Genomic DNA, 18,875 nt, shown 5'->3' with positions numbered 1-18,875 from the left:
CACATCCTCCGTGTCGGTGTCGCCGCTGCCGTAGCCGAGCCCGAAGGTGAGCGATTCGCCCAGTTTTGCCTGGAGCCTGGCTCCCGGTCCGTTGCCGGGCGCACCCAGGACCGCCGAGTTCACGAAGGCCCCGGCCAGGAACTGGCTGTTCTCGTCGTTTGCCACGCCGTTGGCGTCAAAGTAGTTGGTCAGGTCGATCTTGCCTGCGGTGAGGATCAGGCGGTCATCAAAGGCGGCATGCTCCACCCATGCCTCCCGGAAGCGGACCGTATCGCCGGTGCTGCCGGCCACGGCGTTCAGCAGCGAGAAGCTGGGCACCCTGGTGTCGATTCCGTTGCCGCCGGTCGCCTCCACGTCGATCACCGCGATGGTGTTCTCCCCCACCGTGAAGCTGAAGACCAGGTCTCCCCTGCCGACCGCATCCGCGTGGTCGGAGGGCCCGTTGCCGATGGAGCCCTGGAGGACCCCCACGAGTCCCCCGCTGAGGGAGATGTTCCTGGTGATGGCGGTGAGCCTGGTGCCCAGGTCATCCCGGCGCTGCTGGAAGGTGCGGGTGCGGGCCAGGAGCATCTCCCCGCGCAGTTCGTCCTGGAGCTCCGCCAGGAGCAGGAGGTCTTCCTTGGCCACTGCTGCCGAGCCTTCCTCCACCACTTTCTCGGCCAGCTTCTCGGTCAGCAGCTCCAGCACCACCGCCAGGTCCGTGCGGGTGTAGCACACCTGGCCCGCCTCGAATTCCTTGGAGAACAGCCCCTCCACCTGATACGTGGCGGCGAGCCGTAACATCTCCTGGCAGGCCTTGTGCTTGATCTCGACCCTTTCGGGAAGAGCTAATTCCGGATTGCGCGCCATGGCTCCCGTGGAGCCGACGACCAGGCTGCCGAGCAGCGCTAGTCCCACCACCAATGCTTTCTTCACATTCCGCATGTTCCCCCCTTGTTGTATCGCTCCGACCGGTAGACAGCGCCTTCCGCTTTACTGTCGTAAAAATGATTATCATTTTCAGTAAATTGCCGCACGCCGTCATCAGTATGCAGGCCGCCGCCCCAGGCCATGACCGTCAACGGTTTCCGCGAGCACCGCTCTTCACAAGACATTGTCGTCAGTAATGGTTTTTCCGCCGACCGTGGCCCGACCGCTCCGATTCCCCGGCATGGGCGACCGTGGCTGCAAGACAACTCAGGCAATCCCTGAGCGTGCAGACACCACACGAATGGTTCATGAAGACCGGAATGCCGTTTTGCTTCGCCGCGGCCAGGGCCTCGTTCTTCACCCGGTGGGACACCTTGTTGGTGAAGATGACCAGGGCGTCGAAGCGCTTCAGCTTGACTGCTATTTTGTTTTCCGACCGGGAGAACATACGCAGTTCCACCCCTGAACGGACCGCCTCTTCCCGATAGTGTTTCTCCAGGCGGTCCATGCCGCCGATCACCGCAATGCACACGGCCTTATCCTCCATTATTTTGAATTTCATTTTCATTCAAGGTCGGCGACTGGGTGTAACGTCCCGTCCGTCAGACAATCGAGCGCCGAGGCACAACTGTTCAGGCGCTCCGCCATCCGCGCCCGGCAGCAACGAAAGACTTCGGCAAGGCGCAGGCTCTCCCTGGGGTCGCCGAAGATCTTCCACGGTCCCTGGCAGACGAACGGAATCCTCACCAGCCCCATGAAAGCCAGCACGTCTTTGAGAGGGTAACCCAGGAACACCCCGATCTCATGAGGAAAACCATGACCGGCGATGCGTGCCGACAGCTCCGTCAGCACCTCGTCAAGCCCGCTGGCTGTGCCGTATCCCGCCCGCGCCAGCACCGCTGAGGCGCTGGGGCGCCGCAGCAGGGCCTCAAGGGTTTCCGGGCGATAGATAAGCAGCAACAGCGAATCCCCGCGGTCGGACAACTCCCGGACGCCAAGGCCGCTCTTGCCCAGTACCATCGCCCCCCACTGTTTCCAGAGGATGTAAAGATTGCGACCGCATGCGCGGCTACGGTTGGCAATGCCGATCAGGTTGGCGGGCTTTTCGCCCGCAAGCACCTCGGCCGCTTCCAGCGCGAGAAACGACGCCAGACACTCCCGGGGCTCAGCGAACCGTTCCGCCAGATCGTGCCAGACCGGCCGTCGAACACTGTGCCGCATTTCCGAAACAATCTGCCCCATGGCACCCCCTTTCCCCCGTCAGTACGTGACCGTGATGGCGTCAAGCTCTTCCCTGGCAATGCGGGGCGATCTTTTGAGATTCCAGGCACCGACCCACACCTTGAAGACCGCGAGGTTCTTTTGCCGCTCTTACTCTGTGGCACCGAGATGCTGGTACATAGTTCCCGGCGTGGCATCCTTGCTGTTTTTCCCGTCGTGAAGCCTGCGCATGATGGCTTCGGTGTCAGTCCACGCCGTATAAAAAACCAGATGACTATATGTGTCCATCCGCAGCCCCTGCCCCTTGGCAGGCCGTTTTTCCTTCTCGGCCTTGGAAGCATGATAGTCGGGGACGGCCTCTGCGCCATGCCAGCCTGCACACCTGGCATCGAAAGATCGGTTTTATGTCCGTGCGATAAGGTGCGGTAGCCGAAACCAAAACCCCATAACAATCTAACGTATCGCTGTTTTACCCGCAGCAAGCCCCACTATTGAACTTGAAAATGTTTTTCACTTTTAACAAGGTCGGCAATGTGTTGTCAATGATTTTTCGCAGCCGAAGCCCCGGAACGCATCCAACTGTGCCTACAGGGGGTCAACCGCGTTTCAATGATGTATTAAAGTGTTGATTCTCCGACGCCGGTTTCTTAGAATACGGCCAGCTTCAGGGAAAGCGGGGGACACGTGGTCACAATCCTACTCATTGCCGATCAAGCTCGGCTTGAAGGACTCTTCAGCTTCACGCAGGAGTCTTCTCAGATTCACTTCAGGATGTGTCGGACCCTGAACCAGGGCACCGAGGAGATGGCAGAAGCTGTCCCCGATTTCCTCTTCATCCAGAACCACCTGTCGGGACTTTCGGGCGAGATTCTCGCACGCCACCTGACCTCCGGCCAGACGGACGGGCGGCCCACAGTCGTTCTGTTCGGCGATGCGGCCGAGTGCGCGCCGGTGCCGGGCATAATCGACTCCTGCCTGGACCTCACTCAGGCGGATGCGGTCCTCGCCGCCGCCATTATCGGTCTCATTACCGGCGCCATGCATCGGCAAGACGAACCGGCGGTGACGGAGGCAGGGGCCGAAACGGAGGAAGCGCCGGCGACCGCCGGGGAGGCCGCCGCCCCACCCCAGGCAACACAGGCGGCCGACCATGTCCCACCGGCTCCGGAACCGGCGGAACCATCCCCCTTTGACCAGAAACTGCAGAGTGTCATGGAAGAGACCCTTCCCCCCGTACCTCTTGCCGAGATCGAGGAGCAAGTGGCCCTTGGCAGGCAGGCTGAACCTGCCCATGACGACACGCCGCAAGGGCAGCCCGTCCGCAGGCGGCCCGGCGACTCCCGGTCCACGGTCAGGCCGGTCGCTATCGGTGCGGGGGTGTTGATTGTCGCGGCAGTGGTCATCTACCTCGCTGTCTCGCTTGGCACAAGCTCCACTACGCACCGCTCACAGGCCCTGGTTGCCGAAGTTAAACCTACGACTTCCGGCACAGCGCAGCAGAAGCCAGCGTCTCCGCCACCGGCACCCGCCCCGGAGACATTGCCTCCGGCGGCTCCGGCGATCGCTCCCGCCCAGGCCCTGCCGGCCGGTATGACCGAACTGCCCCCTTTCATTCCCCGCCAGAAACCCGACCGCGCGTATGGCGATAAAAATCCCGGATGGGAGCGATACCTGGGCGCCCGCACCGAGTTCAAGGTCTACCGCGAGGCAGGAGTCATCAAGGCGATCCAGTCCATCGACCGCAGCGGTGTCGGGATCCCCGAATCGTTCATGCGCGGAGCCCTTGAACAAATGACCCGGGTACGGCAGTTCTCCATCAACGACAAGGAAACCAAGGGCTCTTTCCACGTGGAAAAGGGTACGACCACGGCTGGGGCCAGGATACTGATCTACCGGACAGCGCCCAAAGGCTCCATCAGGGCGTTCGTAGTCTATTTCCCCTGATGGCCCTGCCATCCCGCTCTCCGAGGAACCACATGAACACATGCCATTTCTACCGGGTCCCGCTACTTCGTGCCTTTCTTCTGCTCATGGCCATTGGCGCCCCGGCGTCAGCCTCCGCCACCTCGTTCGAACTCGACGTGAAGGACTTGCAGACCGTTGCCCCGGCCAAGCGCACCCCCAAACGCAAGACCGCCGCTCCGGCCGCTTCTGCCGAAACAAAGCGCGGCACCGCACCTGCCGAAACAAAGGGTGGAGTTTCCCGCTATACCGTTAAGCCGGGAGATTTCATCTTCAAGGTACTGATGCGCGAATACGGCCTTTCCAATGCGGCGGCCGAAGCGCTCATCCCGGAGATTCAGAGGATCAACAACCTGCGGAGCATCACCCGTCTTTCGGTTGGGCAGACCATCCTCATCCCCCTTGCGGGACCACGCACTACCGGGCGCGCCCAGGAGACCGGTGAACGCCGGGAGCCGGCCGAACCCGCCGTAGCAGCGCCCCCCCCTGAGGAACCGTCGGCCCAGGCAGTGGCGCCCGCCCCTGCAGCACCGCCCGAGCCGACTGTCCCTCCCGCCGTGGAAGCAGCCGCGCCCCCCCGGCCCGCGCCGGCACCGATGGTGCGAGCCGTTGAAACAGCACCGCCTGCTTACCCGGTTCCTGCCGCCGCTCCGGCATCCGCCTCTTCCTTCAGCCAGCGGCTCATCTCCCTGTGGCAGAGCCTCGTCCCCGGCCAGGAGCGGGTGGGGCCCATCTCTCTCAACGGCAAGGTGCTCTCACCCGAAGAATTCCCTCTTCTGCTCGCCGCGGATGGAGGGAAGATCCTGGTCGACATGAAGGGAGCTCTACTCCCCCGCGACAAAAATATCCTGGCTGAAAAACACTCCGATATCCGGCTGATCTCCCGCGGAACCGGCAGCGAGCGTGATTTTTTCACCGTACTGCTTCGCGCCGCGGAATTCGCCCGCGTCGAGGAAGACGCCGTCGCCACCATAGGTTCGGATCCCCAACTCACGGTCCGGGCCGACTACCGAATCACCAGACTGCCGGCAGTGGCCACGCGTGGCCCGGAGAGCGTGCTCCTCTTCCTTGAACGGAGTGGCTCCTGCCTCCCGGCGGCACTCATCTCTACCCTGGCCGACAACGGAATCACTGTTGCGGAATTCTGCCAAGCCGCCCCGCAGCCACCGTCGGTGCCGGGCTACGAGGTGAGGGGCATCACCGGCACGACCCCGTGCGAGTTGGCTGTCCAGCTCCTCGACGCCCTGACCGTGAAGCTGGAACGCAACCGGATTGTATCGGGCTCCATGGGGGAGAATGCTGAGAGCCGGTTCAGCATCCGCGTGGAAGGGTACTTTGAAAACGACGGGAAAAAATTCATCCTGAGCTGCAACGACAATGATTCCTACAACTACACACTCTTTCGCCTGCTGCAACTGGAAGGATACGGCGTCATCCAACTGGGAGAAACGGACGACTTCGCCATCGTCGCGGACAGGATCCTCACGGCTCTGCGCTATCCCCACTCCTTTGGCCGCCACGACTTTACCCATGACCGCTACACCGTATCGGTAGTGGGGTTCAGGGTGACGCGACTCGGACCGGTCAGCGGTCGGATGCTGATCATCGATCGCCCCGTGGACCCGGCATTCGCGGAATTATTACAATGGGAGCGCTAGCAGCATAGGGCAGAAAACGCAAAGAGGGGGGTGTCCGCCGGGACACCCCCCTCTTTGCATATGAACCGCCTGCCGTTCGACTGGAAGGTTGGTGCGTTACTGGCCAGCCATCTTGAGGAAGGCATCCGCGCGATAGAGTGTTGCGTCGGGGACCAGCGGCGAGGACGGGAAACGGGCCAGGAAGCGCTCGAACAGTTCAACGGACTGCGCGTAGGCCCCCGCCTTGTATGCGCTCACCCCTTTCTCGTAGAGAGAGTGCTCGCTTTCATCCGCCGTTGCCGTTTGGGGCCGGTGCGCTTCCGCCGCAGGCCGCGGGCTTGCCGGGGCCTTGGCGACCGCCGGCTTCGGCGCCCGGGCGGACGTGGTCACAGCGGGCTCCCGCGTTGCCTTCCGGCGGGTCGCGCCCGGGACCACCTTCTTCTCCCGGACGGGGCGAGGGACCGGTTTCTTTCCGGCCACGGCGGCCGGAGCAGCGGAGGGCTGAAGGCTGAACTCCGCTTTCGGCCCGACCGGGGCCACCGGCACCATGAGTTTGTTGCCAGCGTAGATAAGGTCAGGGTTCTTGATTTCGTTGAAGAGAAGTATCTGGGGATAGTACCCGCCCTTGCCGTTGTACTTGCGGGAGAGGGAATACAGAGTATCCCCCTTCTGGATGGTTATGCTCCTGACGAGCACCCCTTCGTCCGGCCCCGAAGGACGAGCACCCTCCGAAGATTGGGGCGCATAGAGAAGGTATTCCCCGCCGGCTGCCAGGGAGGCCATGGAGAGGACGAGGGAGGCGGAAACGACCCTGAGTGCGCTCTTCATATCAGTACCTGTTTCCCAACTGATCTTGATACTTCAGGACATTCTTGACCTGGATGCTCGTTCCCACGGCAGTGCCCGAACGGACGCGGAACGTGACCTTGATGGTGCGCTTCTCGCTGGCGCCCAGTTCGTCAAAGGTCCAGAGATAGTCGCCGTTGGCATTTCGGGCGAACGACGGATCGGACGCCACCAACTCCAGGTCCCTGGGCATGGTGCTCTGGAGCTCGACACTCTTGGCCATGTTCGAGCCGCGGTTCGTGAAGTTGAGCTCGAATGAGGAAACCTCGCCCGGCTTCAGGCGTCCGCCCTTGCCGCTCATGGCCAGGTCCACCACCGGCCGTGAGTAGAGAAGACGCAGCGAGGCAAGAGTTCCCCGGGTCCGGTCGGTTTCCGGCTCGAAGGCCAGGGCAACGGTGGCGGCAGTCCCGTCGCTCTCCGAGAGGGGAGTGGACAGATCGAGGATCACGTACGATTCTTCCTTGGGTGCGAGGGGGCCCACGTGGTTAATGATCGGCTCGTTGTTCTGCCGGATGCCGTCGCGGTTCAGGTCCTGGTAGACGGTATAGGCCACGTTCGGCGGAAGATTGGGCTTGATGATGACATCCTCGCGCTGGTTGCCGGTGTTGGTAACCACCAGCGGGATCGAAACCTGCTGGCCGGGGATCACCACGAGTTTCTCGCTGGCGGTCCTGACGGCCACCCCGCTTACCGGTTTGACCACAGCCGCCGCAGAGATGAACGAATCGCGGGTCTGCAGCTCGCTGTTGATCAGGTCGGCGCGCAGGAAGAGTTCCTGGCGTGCGATGGCCTCATCCTTGAGCTGGAACGTCACTTCGAACTCCCGGCTCTCCCCGGAAACGAGCCGCATGCCGTCCAGGACGAGAGCCGCCTTCATTTCCTGCTTGAACCCGGCCTCGCCAAAGTTCACCGGCTCATACTGGGGCGGATAGTTCAGGCGAAGCGCCACTCCCTGGGCAGCGGCGGTCCCGATATTGAGGAGCACGACCCGATAGGAGACCTTTTCGCCGGGAAGCACCTGATTCTTGTCCGTCTTGACCACTGCCCGCAGGAGCGGGGCCGAGGCGGTCAGGAAGATGTCCCGTGCCTGGGATGCCTCACGGTCGAGACGCGAGGCGACCTTGATCGGATAGACCAGCTTCTGCCCGTCGATAGCCTCACGGGGCACCGCAATGGAGAGTATCCCCCGGAATCGTTCTCCCGGCGCCAGGGAGGGCGTTAGGTTGATCGGCATCTCCTTCCGGCCGGCATCGGCGAACTGGGCTCCGAATTCGGGGGGGAAACCCGATTCCAGGTAGAAGCTGTCGGTGCCATTGCCCCGGTTGACCACTTCAAAGGGGATCTCGTGGCGCTTGCCGGCCTCAAGGCCCTGGGCCTGGGGCTGAATCGTGAGATCGGCATCGGCGAACTGCCCCACCTCCAGCGTGAGGACCTGGGCGTTCCTTTCGGGGAGCGCCGGAGGGGCAGCGGCAACGGCCGGGCTTGGTGCGACATGGGTGATCCCCATTTCCGCGAGCTTGGCGGCGGCAGCAGCAGCGGCCCGGGTCCCCGGGAAGCGGTCGATGAGCGATTTATACTCGGCAACGGCCTTCTCGCGCAGAGCGGCCCGCTTCTGTTCCTCGGCGCGGCGAACGGCGGCCTGTTCAGTCTCTTCCTTCTGACGGGCTGACTTCTCGGCAGCCAGGCGTTCGGCAGCCTCCCTGTCGCGCCGGGCCTGTTCGGCGGCCACGCGCTCGGCTTCGGCCTTGGCTGTCGCCGCCTGCTCCGCTGCTCTCAATTCTGCGGCAGTCTTCTCTGCGGCAAGACGCTCGGCAGCCGTCTTCTCTTCTGCTGCCTTCTGGGCGGCAACCTGCTCAGCTTCGGCTTTCTCGCGGGCTGCCTGCTCTGCGGCACGATGCTCGGCCGCCGCCTTCTCTTCTGCTGCCTTCTGGGCGGCAACCCGCTCAGCTTCGGCTTTCTCGCGGGTGGCCTGCTCTGCGGCAAGACGCTCGGCAGCCGCCTTCTCTTCCGCAGCCTTCTGGGCGGCAACCCTCTCAGCCTCGGCTTTCTCTCGGGCAGCCTGCTCTGCGGCGCGGCGCTCGGCAGCCGCCTTTTCTTGAGCGGCTTTCTGGGCGGCAAGCCTCTCAGCCTCCACCCGTTCGCGGGCAGCCTGCTCTGCGGCAAGGCGCTCGGCAGCCGCTTTCTCCTCAGCAGCTTTCCGGGCGGCAGCTTGACTCGCAGCGGTAGCGGCAGCAGTGGCGGCACCTACCGCCTCAGCAGTAGTGGTGGCGGCTCCGGCAGTGGCACCCGCCGCTTTCTGGGCAGCCTGTTCAGCAGCCTGGCGGGCAGCGGCGGTCTTTTCAGCCAGAGCCTGGCGGGCAGCCGCAGGCTCCGAAACCGCCGGCTCGGCCCCTCGCCGGGCCATTGCCGGGAGTTGCTCCCCCTTGTCGTAACGTGTTACGAGGCCGAGGAGATCGTCCTCCACAGTTCCCTTGAGAGGACTGTCGGGGTATTCCTTGAAAAACTGCGACATATAGCGGGCGGCATCCCGCTCGTACCCAGCTTTGAAGCTTGCCCGGGCAAGCCAGAAAATGGCCATGTCGCGCAACGGCGTATCGGGATACTTATCGAGGACCGTCTTCATCCGGTCGATGGCTGCCTGGTAGTCCTTCTTCTGATAGGCGTTGAAGCCGGCAATGAATATCTGTGAGTCTTCAGAGGTGACGGCAAAGGCGGGGGAGGTAAGGAGCGACGCGATTATGAGATATCCGGCAAGGCACCTGACAAAGGTAATGCGGAAGGATTTCATAAAATTCACGGGCTTAACCTTTCCAGTGGCTTGCAGGGGGTGTAAGTAATCAGTTCAGTTACATAGCATCATAACCGTGGCTTGTCAACGGGGAATGCCGGCGCGAACCCCTGTAATTACGCGATAAACGGCCCAACGGATCAACTGTGGCCCGAGGATGGCTTCGCCTTCCCAAAACTGCTGCCTGCCGCTATACTGGCATCATGTTCGACACCAGGCGACTGACAACCCTCCCCGACGCTCCGGGCGTCTACCTCATGAAGGGACACGGTGGGGACATTCTTTACGTGGGAAAGGCCAAGAGCCTCCGGAAACGGGTCCGCTCCTATTTCAGCAAGGGGGGAGAGTCGCGCTACCATATCCGGTTCCTGGTGGGACGGGTCGCCGACATCGACGTGATCGTCACCGACACGGAGAAGGAAGCCCTCCTCCTCGAGAACACCCTTATCAAGGAACACCGACCCCGGTACAACCTGGACCTGCGGGACGACAAAACCTACTTTTCCCTCCGGCTCGACATGAATGAGGAGTTTCCCCGCCTGACTATCGTGAGACGGCCGGCCAGGGACGGAGCCCGCTACTTCGGCCCCTATTCCTCCGCTTCTGCCGCCCGGGAGGTCCTCAAGCAGTTGTACAAGCTCTTCCCGCTCCGCCACTACCCGCTGGAGACCTGCCGCCGCCGCAGGCGCCCCTGCCTCTTTTACCAGCTCAGGCAGTGCGCCGCCCCCTGCCACGGGCTCATCTCGGGCGAAAACTACCAATCGCTGGCAGAAGGCGCGGCCCTGTTCCTTGCGGGGAAAAACAGCGACCTGACCCGTCTCTACCGGCAGCGCATGGCCGCGGCAGCAGCGGATGAACGGTATGAGGACGCCGCCCGCTACAGGGACCTGATCCGCGCCATCGAGGTGACCGTGGAGAAACAGAAGATGGTGGCCGGCGACAGGGACACGGACGTGGTCGGATTCTTTCGCGACGTCACAGACCTCTCCGTCTCGATTCTGTTCTACCGCGGCGGCCGTCTCATGGGGAGCCGCAACTATTTCCTGGACTGGGAAATGGATGACGCCGAGGGGCTCTCGTCATTCCTGTCCGTCTACTACAACAGGGATGTCGTCATCCCCGATGAAATCCTCATCCCCTTCACCGTGGACGACACGGATCCCCTCGGGGAACTGCTAACGGAACGGCGGGGTAAAAAGACCGTTCTCCGCCACCCCGTGCGAGGGACCAAGGCAGAACTGGTCAGGCTGGCGGCGAGAAACGCCGAGGCGTACCTGCGTGAAAAGAGGGAAAAGGACTCCGGCATGGAGCAGGTTCTCGGAGAGCTCAAGGAAAAGCTCCACCTGGCCAATCTTCCCCGACGGATCGAATGCTACGACATATCCACCATCCAGGGCCGCTATTCCGTGGGAAGCAGGGTCCGGTTTCAGAATGGCGCTCCGGACACGACGGGGTACCGCCGCTACCGGATACGGACCGTTCCCGGCACCGACGACTTCGCCATGATGCACGAAGTTCTGTCCCGGCGCTTCAGGGACGGACACGGCGGGGACGATCGGCCGGACCTCATCGTGATTGACGGGGGAATTGGGCAGTTGAATGTGCTGACCGCAATCCTGGAGGAGCTGGGGCTTCACGGCATTGATGCCGTCTCCCTGGCAAAAAGCAGGGTAGAACGAAATATGTCCGATAATGAGGTGGTCCGGAGCGACGAACGGGTCTTTCTCCCCGGCCGCCGCAACCCGGTGGTGCTCCGGCAGAACGGTGCACCGCTTCTGCTCCTGGCACGAATCCGGGACGAAGCTCATCGCTTTGCCATAACCTATCACCAGAAACTGCGCGGCAAAGGCTCGATCCGATCGATCCTGGAAGGCATCCCCGGTATCGGCGAAAAACGCAAACGTGAACTGCTGAAACGTTTCGGCAGCATCAGGGCACTGCGCGAGGCGGACCGAGAACAGCTTGCCACCGTCCCCTCCGTCTCACCCGCCCTGGCGGATGCCATCTGGAAGGCTCTCCACGGCGAAGAGTCCGAGGCTCCATAGACGCAGGCCCTGAAAACACAAGGCGGCCCCCGTGCGGGAGGCCGCCTTGTGTGCGGACAGAGTGAGCCGAAGCGCCCTACTTCTCAGCCAGCAGCTTCTTCACCAGGTCTTCCATTTTTCTCAAGGTCTCATCGGAGCCACCCATGAACTTTTCCGCCACGTTACCTTTCTTGTCGATGACGTACACCGTCGGCAGCGACCGGAGCCCGTAGTCGGTCTGGATGTCACCAGATGCCAGGGCAACGGGATAGTTGATCCGCTTGCTGACGATGAAATCCTTGACTCCCTTCTCGTCTCCCTCGTCGAGAGAGAGGCCGAGAATCTGGAGACCCTGCTTGCCGTATTTGCGATTGAGGGTTACCAGGTGGGGGATGGCATCCCGGCAAGGGGGGCACCAGGTGGCGAAAAAGTCGACCACCAGCACATAGCCCTTGTAATTGGCCAGACTGATGGGCTGGCCGGACGTGCTCACCACCTTGAGGGGAGGAGCCGGCTCACCCTTTTTGGGCAGGGCGAAGGACGGCGATGCGAATCCGCTCACAATAACGAAGGCCGCTGCCGAGACGGCCCCAAGGATACCGGTAACCTTCATAAGATTCCCTCTTGTACCGATTACAGCGCTTTTTTGATAAGCGCCTCAAGTTGGGCTTTGGGCACGGCCCCCACCACCTGATCCACGACCTTGCCCTCCTTGAAGAGGATAACGGTGGGGATGCCGCGTACGCCATACTTGCCCGGGGTTCCGGGGTTGTCATCAACATTGACCTTGCCGACCTTCACTTTTCCGTCGAATTCGTCGGCAATGGCATCGATGACTGGAGCGATGGCCTTGCAGGGGGCGCACCAGGTGGCCCAGAAATCAACGAGAACCGGAACGGGTGATTTGAGCACCTCGTTATCGAAGGTATCGTCACTGAATGTGAGGACTTTGTCGCTGGCCATGAAAGCCTCCTTTGCCGAAAAGAATAGTAGTTTTAGAATATAGCCGAGCGACCTCAAAACATCAAGGAGGAAATCGGTCGCAATCGACGCGCTTCCCACCGCCGAGTGCCGTTTCCGGCAAACGCGCCACCCTTGGCAAACGTGGTGAAATCTGCTACACCAGGACCTATTATGGCATATTTTATTGACACCGGGGAAACAAGCTCATGACATTTCTCCCCATCAACCTCAACGTGACCGGTCGTCCCGTGACCGTCGTGGGCGGCGGAAGGGTTGCCAGGCGCAAGTGCCTCTCCTTGCTGGAGGCCGGTGCCCGGGTGACGGTCATTGCCCCCCGGCTTGATGCGCAGTTGCTGGAGCTGGCCAATGACGGCTTGATCTGCCTGGCACAGCGGCCCTATGCAGACGGCGACCTGGCGGGCTCGGTGCTTGTCTATGCCGCCACCGACGATCCGGCTGTGAACCGGGCCGTGGCCGCGGAGGCCCATGACAGGGGGATTCCCGTTGACGTTATCGACGCCCCCGAACGGGGGAGTTTCATCAGCCCGGCCGTCCTCAGGCGAGGCGACCTGGTGATCGCCGTCTCCACCGGCGGCGGCGTCCCCGGCTTCGCGGCACGCGTCAGGGATGACATCGCCGGCACCATTGGCCAGGAATATGCTGAAGCCCTGCTCATACTTGGCGCGATTCGTGAAAAGCTGTTGACTGCGTCAAAAAACGCCGCATACAATAAGAACATTTTGCACGACCTGTCCGCTGCACCGCTGCCTGAAATGGTCAGATCGCGGAACTTCGAGGAACTGGACCGAACCCTCGCGCGCATCGCCGGTCCCGACTGTACCTTGGAAAACCTGGGATTCGGGAGAAAGGACTCCCCATGAACGCCGTTCTTTTTGTCGCAACCCTGCTGCTCTACCTCGCTGCGAGCGCCGCCTATCTCGCGTTTCTCGTCAAGCCGCGGGAGGTGCTCGGCAAGGTCTCCCGATGGGTACTGACCGGCGGGTTCGCTGTCCATGCCGTCTATACCGTGGACCGCTATATCGAGGCGGGCTACACGCCGATTACCAACCTCCACGAGTCGCTCTCTTTTTTCGGCCTGGCAATCGCGGGGGTTTATCTGGTTTTTGAGCGCAAGTACCGCACCATCATCCTCGGCTCCTTCATTACGCCCCTCGTGCTCTTGATCCTGATCGGCTCCACCGGCTTCCCCACGGCCATCTCGCCTCTCAATCCGGTTCTCAAGAGCCGCTGGCTCGCCATTCATACGGTCATGGCGTTCTTGGGCTACGCAGCCTTCGCGGTGGCCTTCGGCGCAGCCATCATGTACCTCATTCAGGAACACTTTCTCAAAAACAAAAAGCTCGGCGCGCTCTATCAGAAGCTTCCCTCCCTGGACGTGCTCGACGAAATCAACTACCGCTGCCTCACCCTCGGCTTCCCGCTCCTCACCTTCGCGATCATCAGCGGCGCAATCTGGGCTGAAACCGCCTGGGGCACTTACTGGAGCTGGGACCCGAAGGAAACCTGGTCCCTCATTACGTGGTTCGTCTATGCGGCGCTGCTCCACGGCCGGCTCACCACCGGCTGGCGCGGCAAAAAAGCGGCCTGGCTCGCCATTATCGGCTTTTTCGTGCTCCTCTTTACCTTCCTCGGCGTGAACCTCTTCATGTCGGGATTGCACAGCTACAAGTGAGAGAAGAGGCATACTGACATGAACATTGTTGTGGTGGGGCTCTCGCACAAAACAGCCTCCGTGGAGATTCGCGAGAAAGTCGCTTTTTCGCCAACCCAGATGGAAAACCCCCTGAGGACGCTCGTCGCCATTGATGACATCGCCGAGGCGGTAATCGTCTCTACCTGTAACCGGGTCGAACTCTACGCCTCGACCCGAGACGTGGCCGGCGGCATGGCGCGGCTCAAACGCTTCATGGGCGACTATCACGGTGTTCCCGTCGAGGTTCTTGAGCCCCACCTGTACAGTCATCACGGGGAAGCGGCCATACGGCACGTGTTCCGGGTGGCGGCAAGCCTTGACTCCATGGTCGTGGGCGAACCCCAGATCCTCGGCCAGATCAAGACCGCCTACGGCTATGCCGCGGAATTCAAGACTTCGGGCATCATCCTCAACCGTTTCCTGCACAAGGCATTTTCCGTGGCCAAGCGGGTCCGTACCGAGACGAAGATTGCTTCGTCGGCCGTTTCGGTATCCTTTGCCGCCGTGGAGCTGGCACGCAAGATCTTCGGCGACCTTTCCGACAAGACCGTCATGCTCATCGGTGCCGGGGAGATGTGCGAGCTGGCGGCAAAACACTTCCTGACCAACGGGGTACGCGGCGTCATGGTCACCAACCGGACCTACGAGCGGGCCGAACGGCTTGCCGAGGAGTTCGAGGGGAAGGCGATCCACTTCGAGGACCTCTTTGACCAGCTCCACAAGGCGGACATCGTACTCTCCTCCACGGGTGCCACCCACTACATCATCCGGCCCAAGGACATCGAAGAAGTGATCCGCCGCCGGAAGATGAAGCCCATGTTTTTCATAGACATCGCCGTCCCGCGGGATATCGATCCCAAGGTCAACGACGTGGAGAACGTCTATCTCTACGACATGGACGACCTCCAGAACGTGGTCGCCTCCAACCTCCAGCAACGGGCCGAGGAGGCCAAGAAGGCGGAAGGCATCATCGAGGAGGAGATCGGCCAGTTCTACAAGTGGATATCAAGCCTTGAGGTCACGCCGACCATCGTGGCCCTGCGCTCCAAATTCGAGGATGTCCGCCGGGCCGAGCTGGAAAAGACCCTCTCGGCCTGGAAAGACCTGCCCCCCGATGGAGCAAAGCGGCTGGAGGCACTCACTGCCGCCATCGTCAACAAACTCCTCCACCCTCCCACCGCCACCCTCAAGCGGACCGGCCAGGGGGGGAGGACCGATCTTTACGTGGACGCCCTGCGCACCCTCTTCGATCTCCAGACCGAGCTTCCGGAACCCGAAGGAAGCCTGGAGCTTGAGGAGTAACCCGCTCGGCCCCTCTGCTGCATGTATGTGCTACCCCATTAACGAGACAGTAAGGAGACCGGAAACCTATGGCACTTAACCGCCTCAGAATCGGAACCCGGGCGAGCCAGCTCGCTCTCTGGCAGGCCAATTGGGTCAAGTCCGAGCTGGAAAAACGCTACCCCGGCATGGAGGTCGAGCTGGTGAAGATCAAGACCACCGGCGACAAGATCCTTGACGTCCCCCTGGCCCAGGTGGGCGGCAAGGGCCTCTTCGTCAAAGAGATCGAGGAGGCGATGCTGAGGGGCGAGATCGACATCGCCGTGCACAGCATGAAGGACGTGCCGACCGAGTTTCCCGAAGGTCTCGGGCTGGTCTGCATCACCGAGCGCGAAGATCCCCGCGATGCTGTCATTTCCAACGGCGTGGCCTTTGCCGACCTGCCCCGGGGGGCAAAGATCGGCACGTCGGCCCTGCGCCGCCAGGCCCAGCTTCTCAAGGTCCGTCCCGACCTGGAAATGGTGATCATCCGCGGCAACGTGGAGACGCGCATCCGGAAGCTCACCGAGGACAAGCTGGACGCCGTCATCCTGGCCGCCGCAGGCCTCAAGCGCCTCGGATTCACCGATGCGGTGACCGAATATCTGCCCGTGGACCTCTCCCTGCCGGCCATTGGTCAAGGCGCCCTGGGCCTGGAGTGCCGCCTCGACGATCAGGCCGTCCGGGAAACCATCGACTTTTTCAACCACCCGGACACCGCCCACGCGGTACGGGCCGAGCGGGCACTGCTCTGGCGCTGCGAGGGGGGATGCCAGGTTCCCATCGCCGCCCACGGCCAGGTGAGCGGAGATTCCCTCGTCCTGACCGGCTTCATCGCCTCCGTGGATGGCACCCGTTCCGTCAAGGAGAGCATCTCGGGGCCGGTGACCGAGTGCGAGAAGCTCGGCATCGCCCTGGCCGAGAAGCTCCTCACCGACGGCGGGCACGAAATTCTTGCCGAGGTCTACCAGCGGGAAGTGTCCCGGGAGAAGGAAATCCCGGTCTAATCGTCCATCCGCTTCACCGTCTCCGGCCACAGGGGACATGGAGGGATTCAGAGGAAACCTGCCCGGACCTTCTTCCTCTGAAATTCTCTGTGCCCCCTGTGGTCGGCTTTTTTGCACAATGACCATGTCCACAGCGTCCCGTAACAATTGTCTTGTCTACCTCATCGGCGCCGGCCCCGGCGACCCGGGCCTCATCACGGTTCGGGGCCGGGAATGCATCGCGCGGGCCGATGTGGTCATTTACGACTATCTGGCCAACGACGAGCTCCTCTCCTTCGCCCGTCCCGATGCGGAACTCATTTATGCCGGCAAGGTGGGGGGTCAACACAACCGGGCCCAGTGGCAGATCAATGAGCTCCTGGTCCGCAAGGCGCTTGAAGGACGCATCGTGGCGCGCCTCAAGGGAGGCGACCCCTTTGTCTTCGGCCGGGGCGGCGAGGAGTGCGAGGCCCTGGTCACCGCCGGCGTACCCTTCGAGGTGGTGCCGGGAGTGACCGCGGGAATCGGGGCTGCGGCCTACGCCGGCATCCCCCTCACCCACCGCAACGTCACCACATCGGTCGCCTTTGTCACGGGACACGAGAGCCCGGGCAAGGAATCGTCGGACATCGACTGGGAAGGGCTGTCACTCGGCAGCGGCACCGTTGTGTTCTACATGGGAGTGAAGAGTCTCCCGCACATTACGGAGAACCTCATGGCCCACGGCCGGCGCGCCGACACCCCGGTGGCCCTTGTCCGCTGGGGAACCCGGCCGGAGCAGGAAGTTCTGGTGGGAACGCTGGCCGACATCGCCGACAAGGTCCGCCGCACAGGGTTCAAGGCACCGGCCATAACCGTTGTGGGCGAGGTGGTCCGGCTTCGTGAAACGCTTCGCTGGTTCGACAACCGGCCCCTCTTCGGCCGCAGTATCATGGTCACCCGCGCCGCCGACCAGGCGGGCGAGTTCAGCGCCATGCTCCGGTCCCTGGGCGCACGGGTGTTGGAGTGCCCCACCATCGCCATCGTGCCGCCCGAGAGCTGGGAAGACCTCGACAACGCCATCAGCCGCATCGATACCTTTGACTGGGCCATCTTCACCTCATTCAACGCCGTACGCTTCTTCTTCCAGCGGCTGGCCGCCGCGGGTCGCGACTCGCGCGCCCTGGGAGCTTGCCGGATCTGCGTCGTGGGCCCGAAAACGGCCGAGGCCCTTGCCCCCTACGGGATCCGGCCCGACCTGGTGGCCGCAGACTATAAAGGAGAAGGGGTTATTGACGTGCTTCGCGACGTGCCGCTGGCCGGCAAACGGGTCCTGTTCCCCAAAAGTGACCGGGCGCGGGACGTGATCCCCACGGGCCTTGCAGCCTTCGGCGCCCAGGTCGAGGCACCGATCGCCTACCGCAACGCCACGCCCGAGGCGCTCCCGGCCGGCGTTGTCGAGGAACTGGAGGCCCGGCGCGTTCACTGCGTAACATTTACCTCCTCGTCCACCGTGCAGAACCTGGCGGCCATTCTTGGCGAGAACAGAATGCTCCACCTGCTGGAAGGGGTAACCATAGCCTCCATCGGTCCCATCACCTCCCGCAGTTGCCGCGAGCTGGGACTGCAGGTCCATATCGAGCCGCAGGAGTACACCCTGGCGGCCCTCGCCGCCGAGATGGTCCGCCACGTCGCGGCACCTGCCTGAGCCACGTTCACGGGGCAGTAGAGCTGAATGGAGCCCTTGCTCACCGACACCCATTGCCACCTGGACGCCCCGCCCCTGCGAGGACGCCTCGACGAGGTCCTGGCTTCGGCTCGCCATGCCGGCGTCGACCGGATCATCGTCCCCGGCGTTGCCCCGGAGGGATGGGATGAGATCGCCCTCCTGCCCCACAGGTACTCCCGTGTTTCCGCCGCCTTCGGCATCCATCCCATGTACGCGGACCGGGCCGACGAGCAGACCCTCGCCCGGCTCGCAGAACTGGCGCGTGATGCCGTTGCCGTCGGTGAAATCGGCCTCGACTACCTCTGCGCCGTTCCCCGCCCCGTTCAACAGGCGGCCTTCAGGGCCCAGCTCCGCGTGGCGGTAGAGGCCGGTGCACCCGTTCTGATTCACTGCCGCCGCGCTTTTACCGACCTGCTTGCCATCCTGCGCGAAGAGCATATCTCCCGCATCGGCGGCGTGATGCACGCCTTTTCCGGGAGCGCCGAAATCATGGCAGAGTGCCTGAAGCTCGGGCTCCACATCGCCGTTTCAGGAGTGGTGACACGCCCAAACGCGGTCCGTCCGCTGGAAATCGCACGCATCATCCCGGCGGACCGGCTGCTTCTGGAGACCGATGCCCCCGACATGACGCCCAGCTCCCGGCACGGGTGCCCCAACGAGCCGGCATTCCTCACGGAGACGGCACAACGGGTGGCGGAGCTCCGGGGAACGACCATTCGGGAACTCGCCGCCCAGACAACCCGAAACGCCCTCTGGCTCTTCCGCCGGATCGACACAATCTAACCCGTTGCCCTGAC

16 protein-coding genes and 1 pseudogene are annotated in these 18,875 nt (G+C 62.6%); 9 read left to right on the top strand and 8 right to left on the bottom strand.

Annotated elements, in window-relative coordinates; all coding sequences use genetic code 11:
- The 4 genes and pseudogenes from AC6CDK_RS06120 to AC6CDK_RS06105 all read right to left on the bottom strand — a co-directional run.
- On the bottom strand, nt 1-924 hold a 924-nt coding region (locus AC6CDK_RS06120), incomplete at its 3' end, for a carbohydrate porin (RefSeq protein WP_496639774.1).
- A 175-nt stretch (nt 925-1,099) separates the two neighbouring features.
- A complete protein-coding gene (locus AC6CDK_RS06115) occupies nt 1,100-1,441 on the bottom strand; it encodes a DUF2325 domain-containing protein (RefSeq protein WP_039648413.1) in 342 nt (113 codons plus the stop codon).
- A 32-nt stretch (nt 1,442-1,473) separates the two neighbouring features.
- Entirely contained in the window at nt 1,474-2,151 is a 678-nt protein-coding gene (locus AC6CDK_RS06110; protein ID WP_039647126.1) for a DUF3793 family protein, read from the bottom strand.
- An 18-nt stretch (nt 2,152-2,169) separates the two neighbouring features.
- Nucleotides 2,170-2,463: pseudogene (locus AC6CDK_RS06105) on the bottom strand (cytochrome C); the annotation flags it as partial.
- Between the two features lie 351 nt (nt 2,464-2,814).
- Between AC6CDK_RS06105 and AC6CDK_RS06100 the strand changes: the two are divergent.
- Together AC6CDK_RS06100 and AC6CDK_RS06095 are read left to right on the top strand one after the other, a co-directional pair.
- Nucleotides 2,815-4,074 carry a hypothetical protein gene (locus AC6CDK_RS06100; protein WP_039647128.1) on the top strand — a complete coding sequence of 420 codons (1,260 nt, stop codon included), beginning with the start codon at nt 2,815-2,817 and terminating at the stop codon, nt 4,072-4,074.
- Nucleotides 4,075-4,106: 32 nt separating this feature from the next.
- Nucleotides 4,107-5,750: a LysM peptidoglycan-binding domain-containing protein gene (locus AC6CDK_RS06095; RefSeq protein ID WP_192905895.1), complete on the top strand. Its 1,644-nt coding sequence runs from the start codon at nt 4,107-4,109 to the stop codon at nt 5,748-5,750.
- Nucleotides 5,751-5,846: 96 nt separating this feature from the next.
- Here AC6CDK_RS06095 and AC6CDK_RS06090 read toward each other — a convergent pair whose 3' ends face one another.
- Nucleotides 5,847-6,557, bottom strand: a complete 711-nt coding sequence (locus AC6CDK_RS06090; protein ID WP_039647132.1) for a LysM peptidoglycan-binding domain-containing protein — start codon at nt 6,555-6,557, stop codon at nt 5,847-5,849.
- A gap of 1 nt (nt 6,558) precedes the next feature.
- On the bottom strand, nt 6,559-9,372 hold the full coding sequence (locus tag AC6CDK_RS06085; protein ID WP_066358126.1) for a DUF11 domain-containing protein: 2,814 nt from the start codon (nt 9,370-9,372) through the stop codon (nt 6,559-6,561).
- Nucleotides 9,373-9,566: 194 nt separating this feature from the next.
- On the opposite strand from AC6CDK_RS06085, the gene uvrC reads away from it, so the two are divergent.
- Entirely contained in the window at nt 9,567-11,408 is a 1,842-nt protein-coding gene (uvrC, locus tag AC6CDK_RS06080; RefSeq protein ID WP_039648415.1) for an excinuclease ABC subunit UvrC, read from the top strand.
- Nucleotides 11,409-11,484: 76 nt separating this feature from the next.
- Here the strand turns inward: uvrC and AC6CDK_RS06075 are convergent, their stop codons facing one another.
- On the bottom strand, nt 11,485-12,000 hold the full coding sequence (locus tag AC6CDK_RS06075; protein WP_192905896.1) for a TlpA family protein disulfide reductase: 516 nt from the start codon (nt 11,998-12,000) through the stop codon (nt 11,485-11,487).
- A gap of 20 nt (nt 12,001-12,020) precedes the next feature.
- Nucleotides 12,021-12,350 carry a thioredoxin gene (trxA, locus tag AC6CDK_RS06070; protein WP_039647137.1) on the bottom strand — a complete coding sequence of 110 codons (330 nt, stop codon included), beginning with the start codon at nt 12,348-12,350 and terminating at the stop codon, nt 12,021-12,023.
- Nucleotides 12,351-12,556: 206 nt separating this feature from the next.
- Between trxA and AC6CDK_RS06065 the strand changes: the two genes are divergently transcribed.
- The 6 genes from AC6CDK_RS06065 (at nt 12,557) to AC6CDK_RS06040 (ending at nt 18,861) form a co-directional block, all read left to right on the top strand.
- Nucleotides 12,557-13,231 (top strand): precorrin-2 dehydrogenase/sirohydrochlorin ferrochelatase family protein, encoded by a 675-nt coding sequence (locus AC6CDK_RS06065; protein WP_039647139.1) that lies wholly within the window; start codon nt 12,557-12,559, stop codon nt 13,229-13,231.
- Nucleotides 13,228-14,043, top strand: coding sequence for a c-type cytochrome biogenesis protein CcsB (gene ccsB / locus AC6CDK_RS06060; protein ID WP_039647141.1), 816 nt, complete (start codon nt 13,228-13,230; stop codon nt 14,041-14,043). Before AC6CDK_RS06065 ends, ccsB begins: the two co-directional genes overlap by 4 nt.
- Nucleotides 14,044-14,061: 18 nt before the next feature.
- Nucleotides 14,062-15,366, top strand: a complete 1,305-nt coding sequence (hemA, locus tag AC6CDK_RS06055) for a glutamyl-tRNA reductase (protein ID WP_039647143.1) — start codon at nt 14,062-14,064, stop codon at nt 15,364-15,366.
- Nucleotides 15,367-15,434: 68 nt separating this feature from the next.
- The gene (hemC, locus tag AC6CDK_RS06050; protein ID WP_039647144.1) at nt 15,435-16,391 is read left to right on the top strand and encodes a hydroxymethylbilane synthase; all 957 of its coding nucleotides are present in this window, start codon (nt 15,435-15,437) and stop codon (nt 16,389-16,391) included.
- A 118-nt stretch (nt 16,392-16,509) separates the two neighbouring features.
- The gene (gene cobA, locus AC6CDK_RS06045) at nt 16,510-18,057 is read left to right on the top strand and encodes a uroporphyrinogen-III C-methyltransferase (protein ID WP_039647146.1); all 1,548 of its coding nucleotides are present in this window, start codon (nt 16,510-16,512) and stop codon (nt 18,055-18,057) included.
- A 36-nt stretch (nt 18,058-18,093) separates the two neighbouring features.
- Nucleotides 18,094-18,861: a TatD family hydrolase gene (locus tag AC6CDK_RS06040; RefSeq protein ID WP_039647148.1), complete on the top strand. Its 768-nt coding sequence runs from the start codon at nt 18,094-18,096 to the stop codon at nt 18,859-18,861.
- The last annotated feature ends 14 nt before the right edge of the window (nt 18,862-18,875 follow it).

The organism is Geobacter sp. PheSNFMC, from assembly GCF_059620965.1.
The sequence above is the reverse complement of the archived record's forward strand: the minus strand, read 5'-3'. Positions and strand labels throughout refer to the sequence as shown.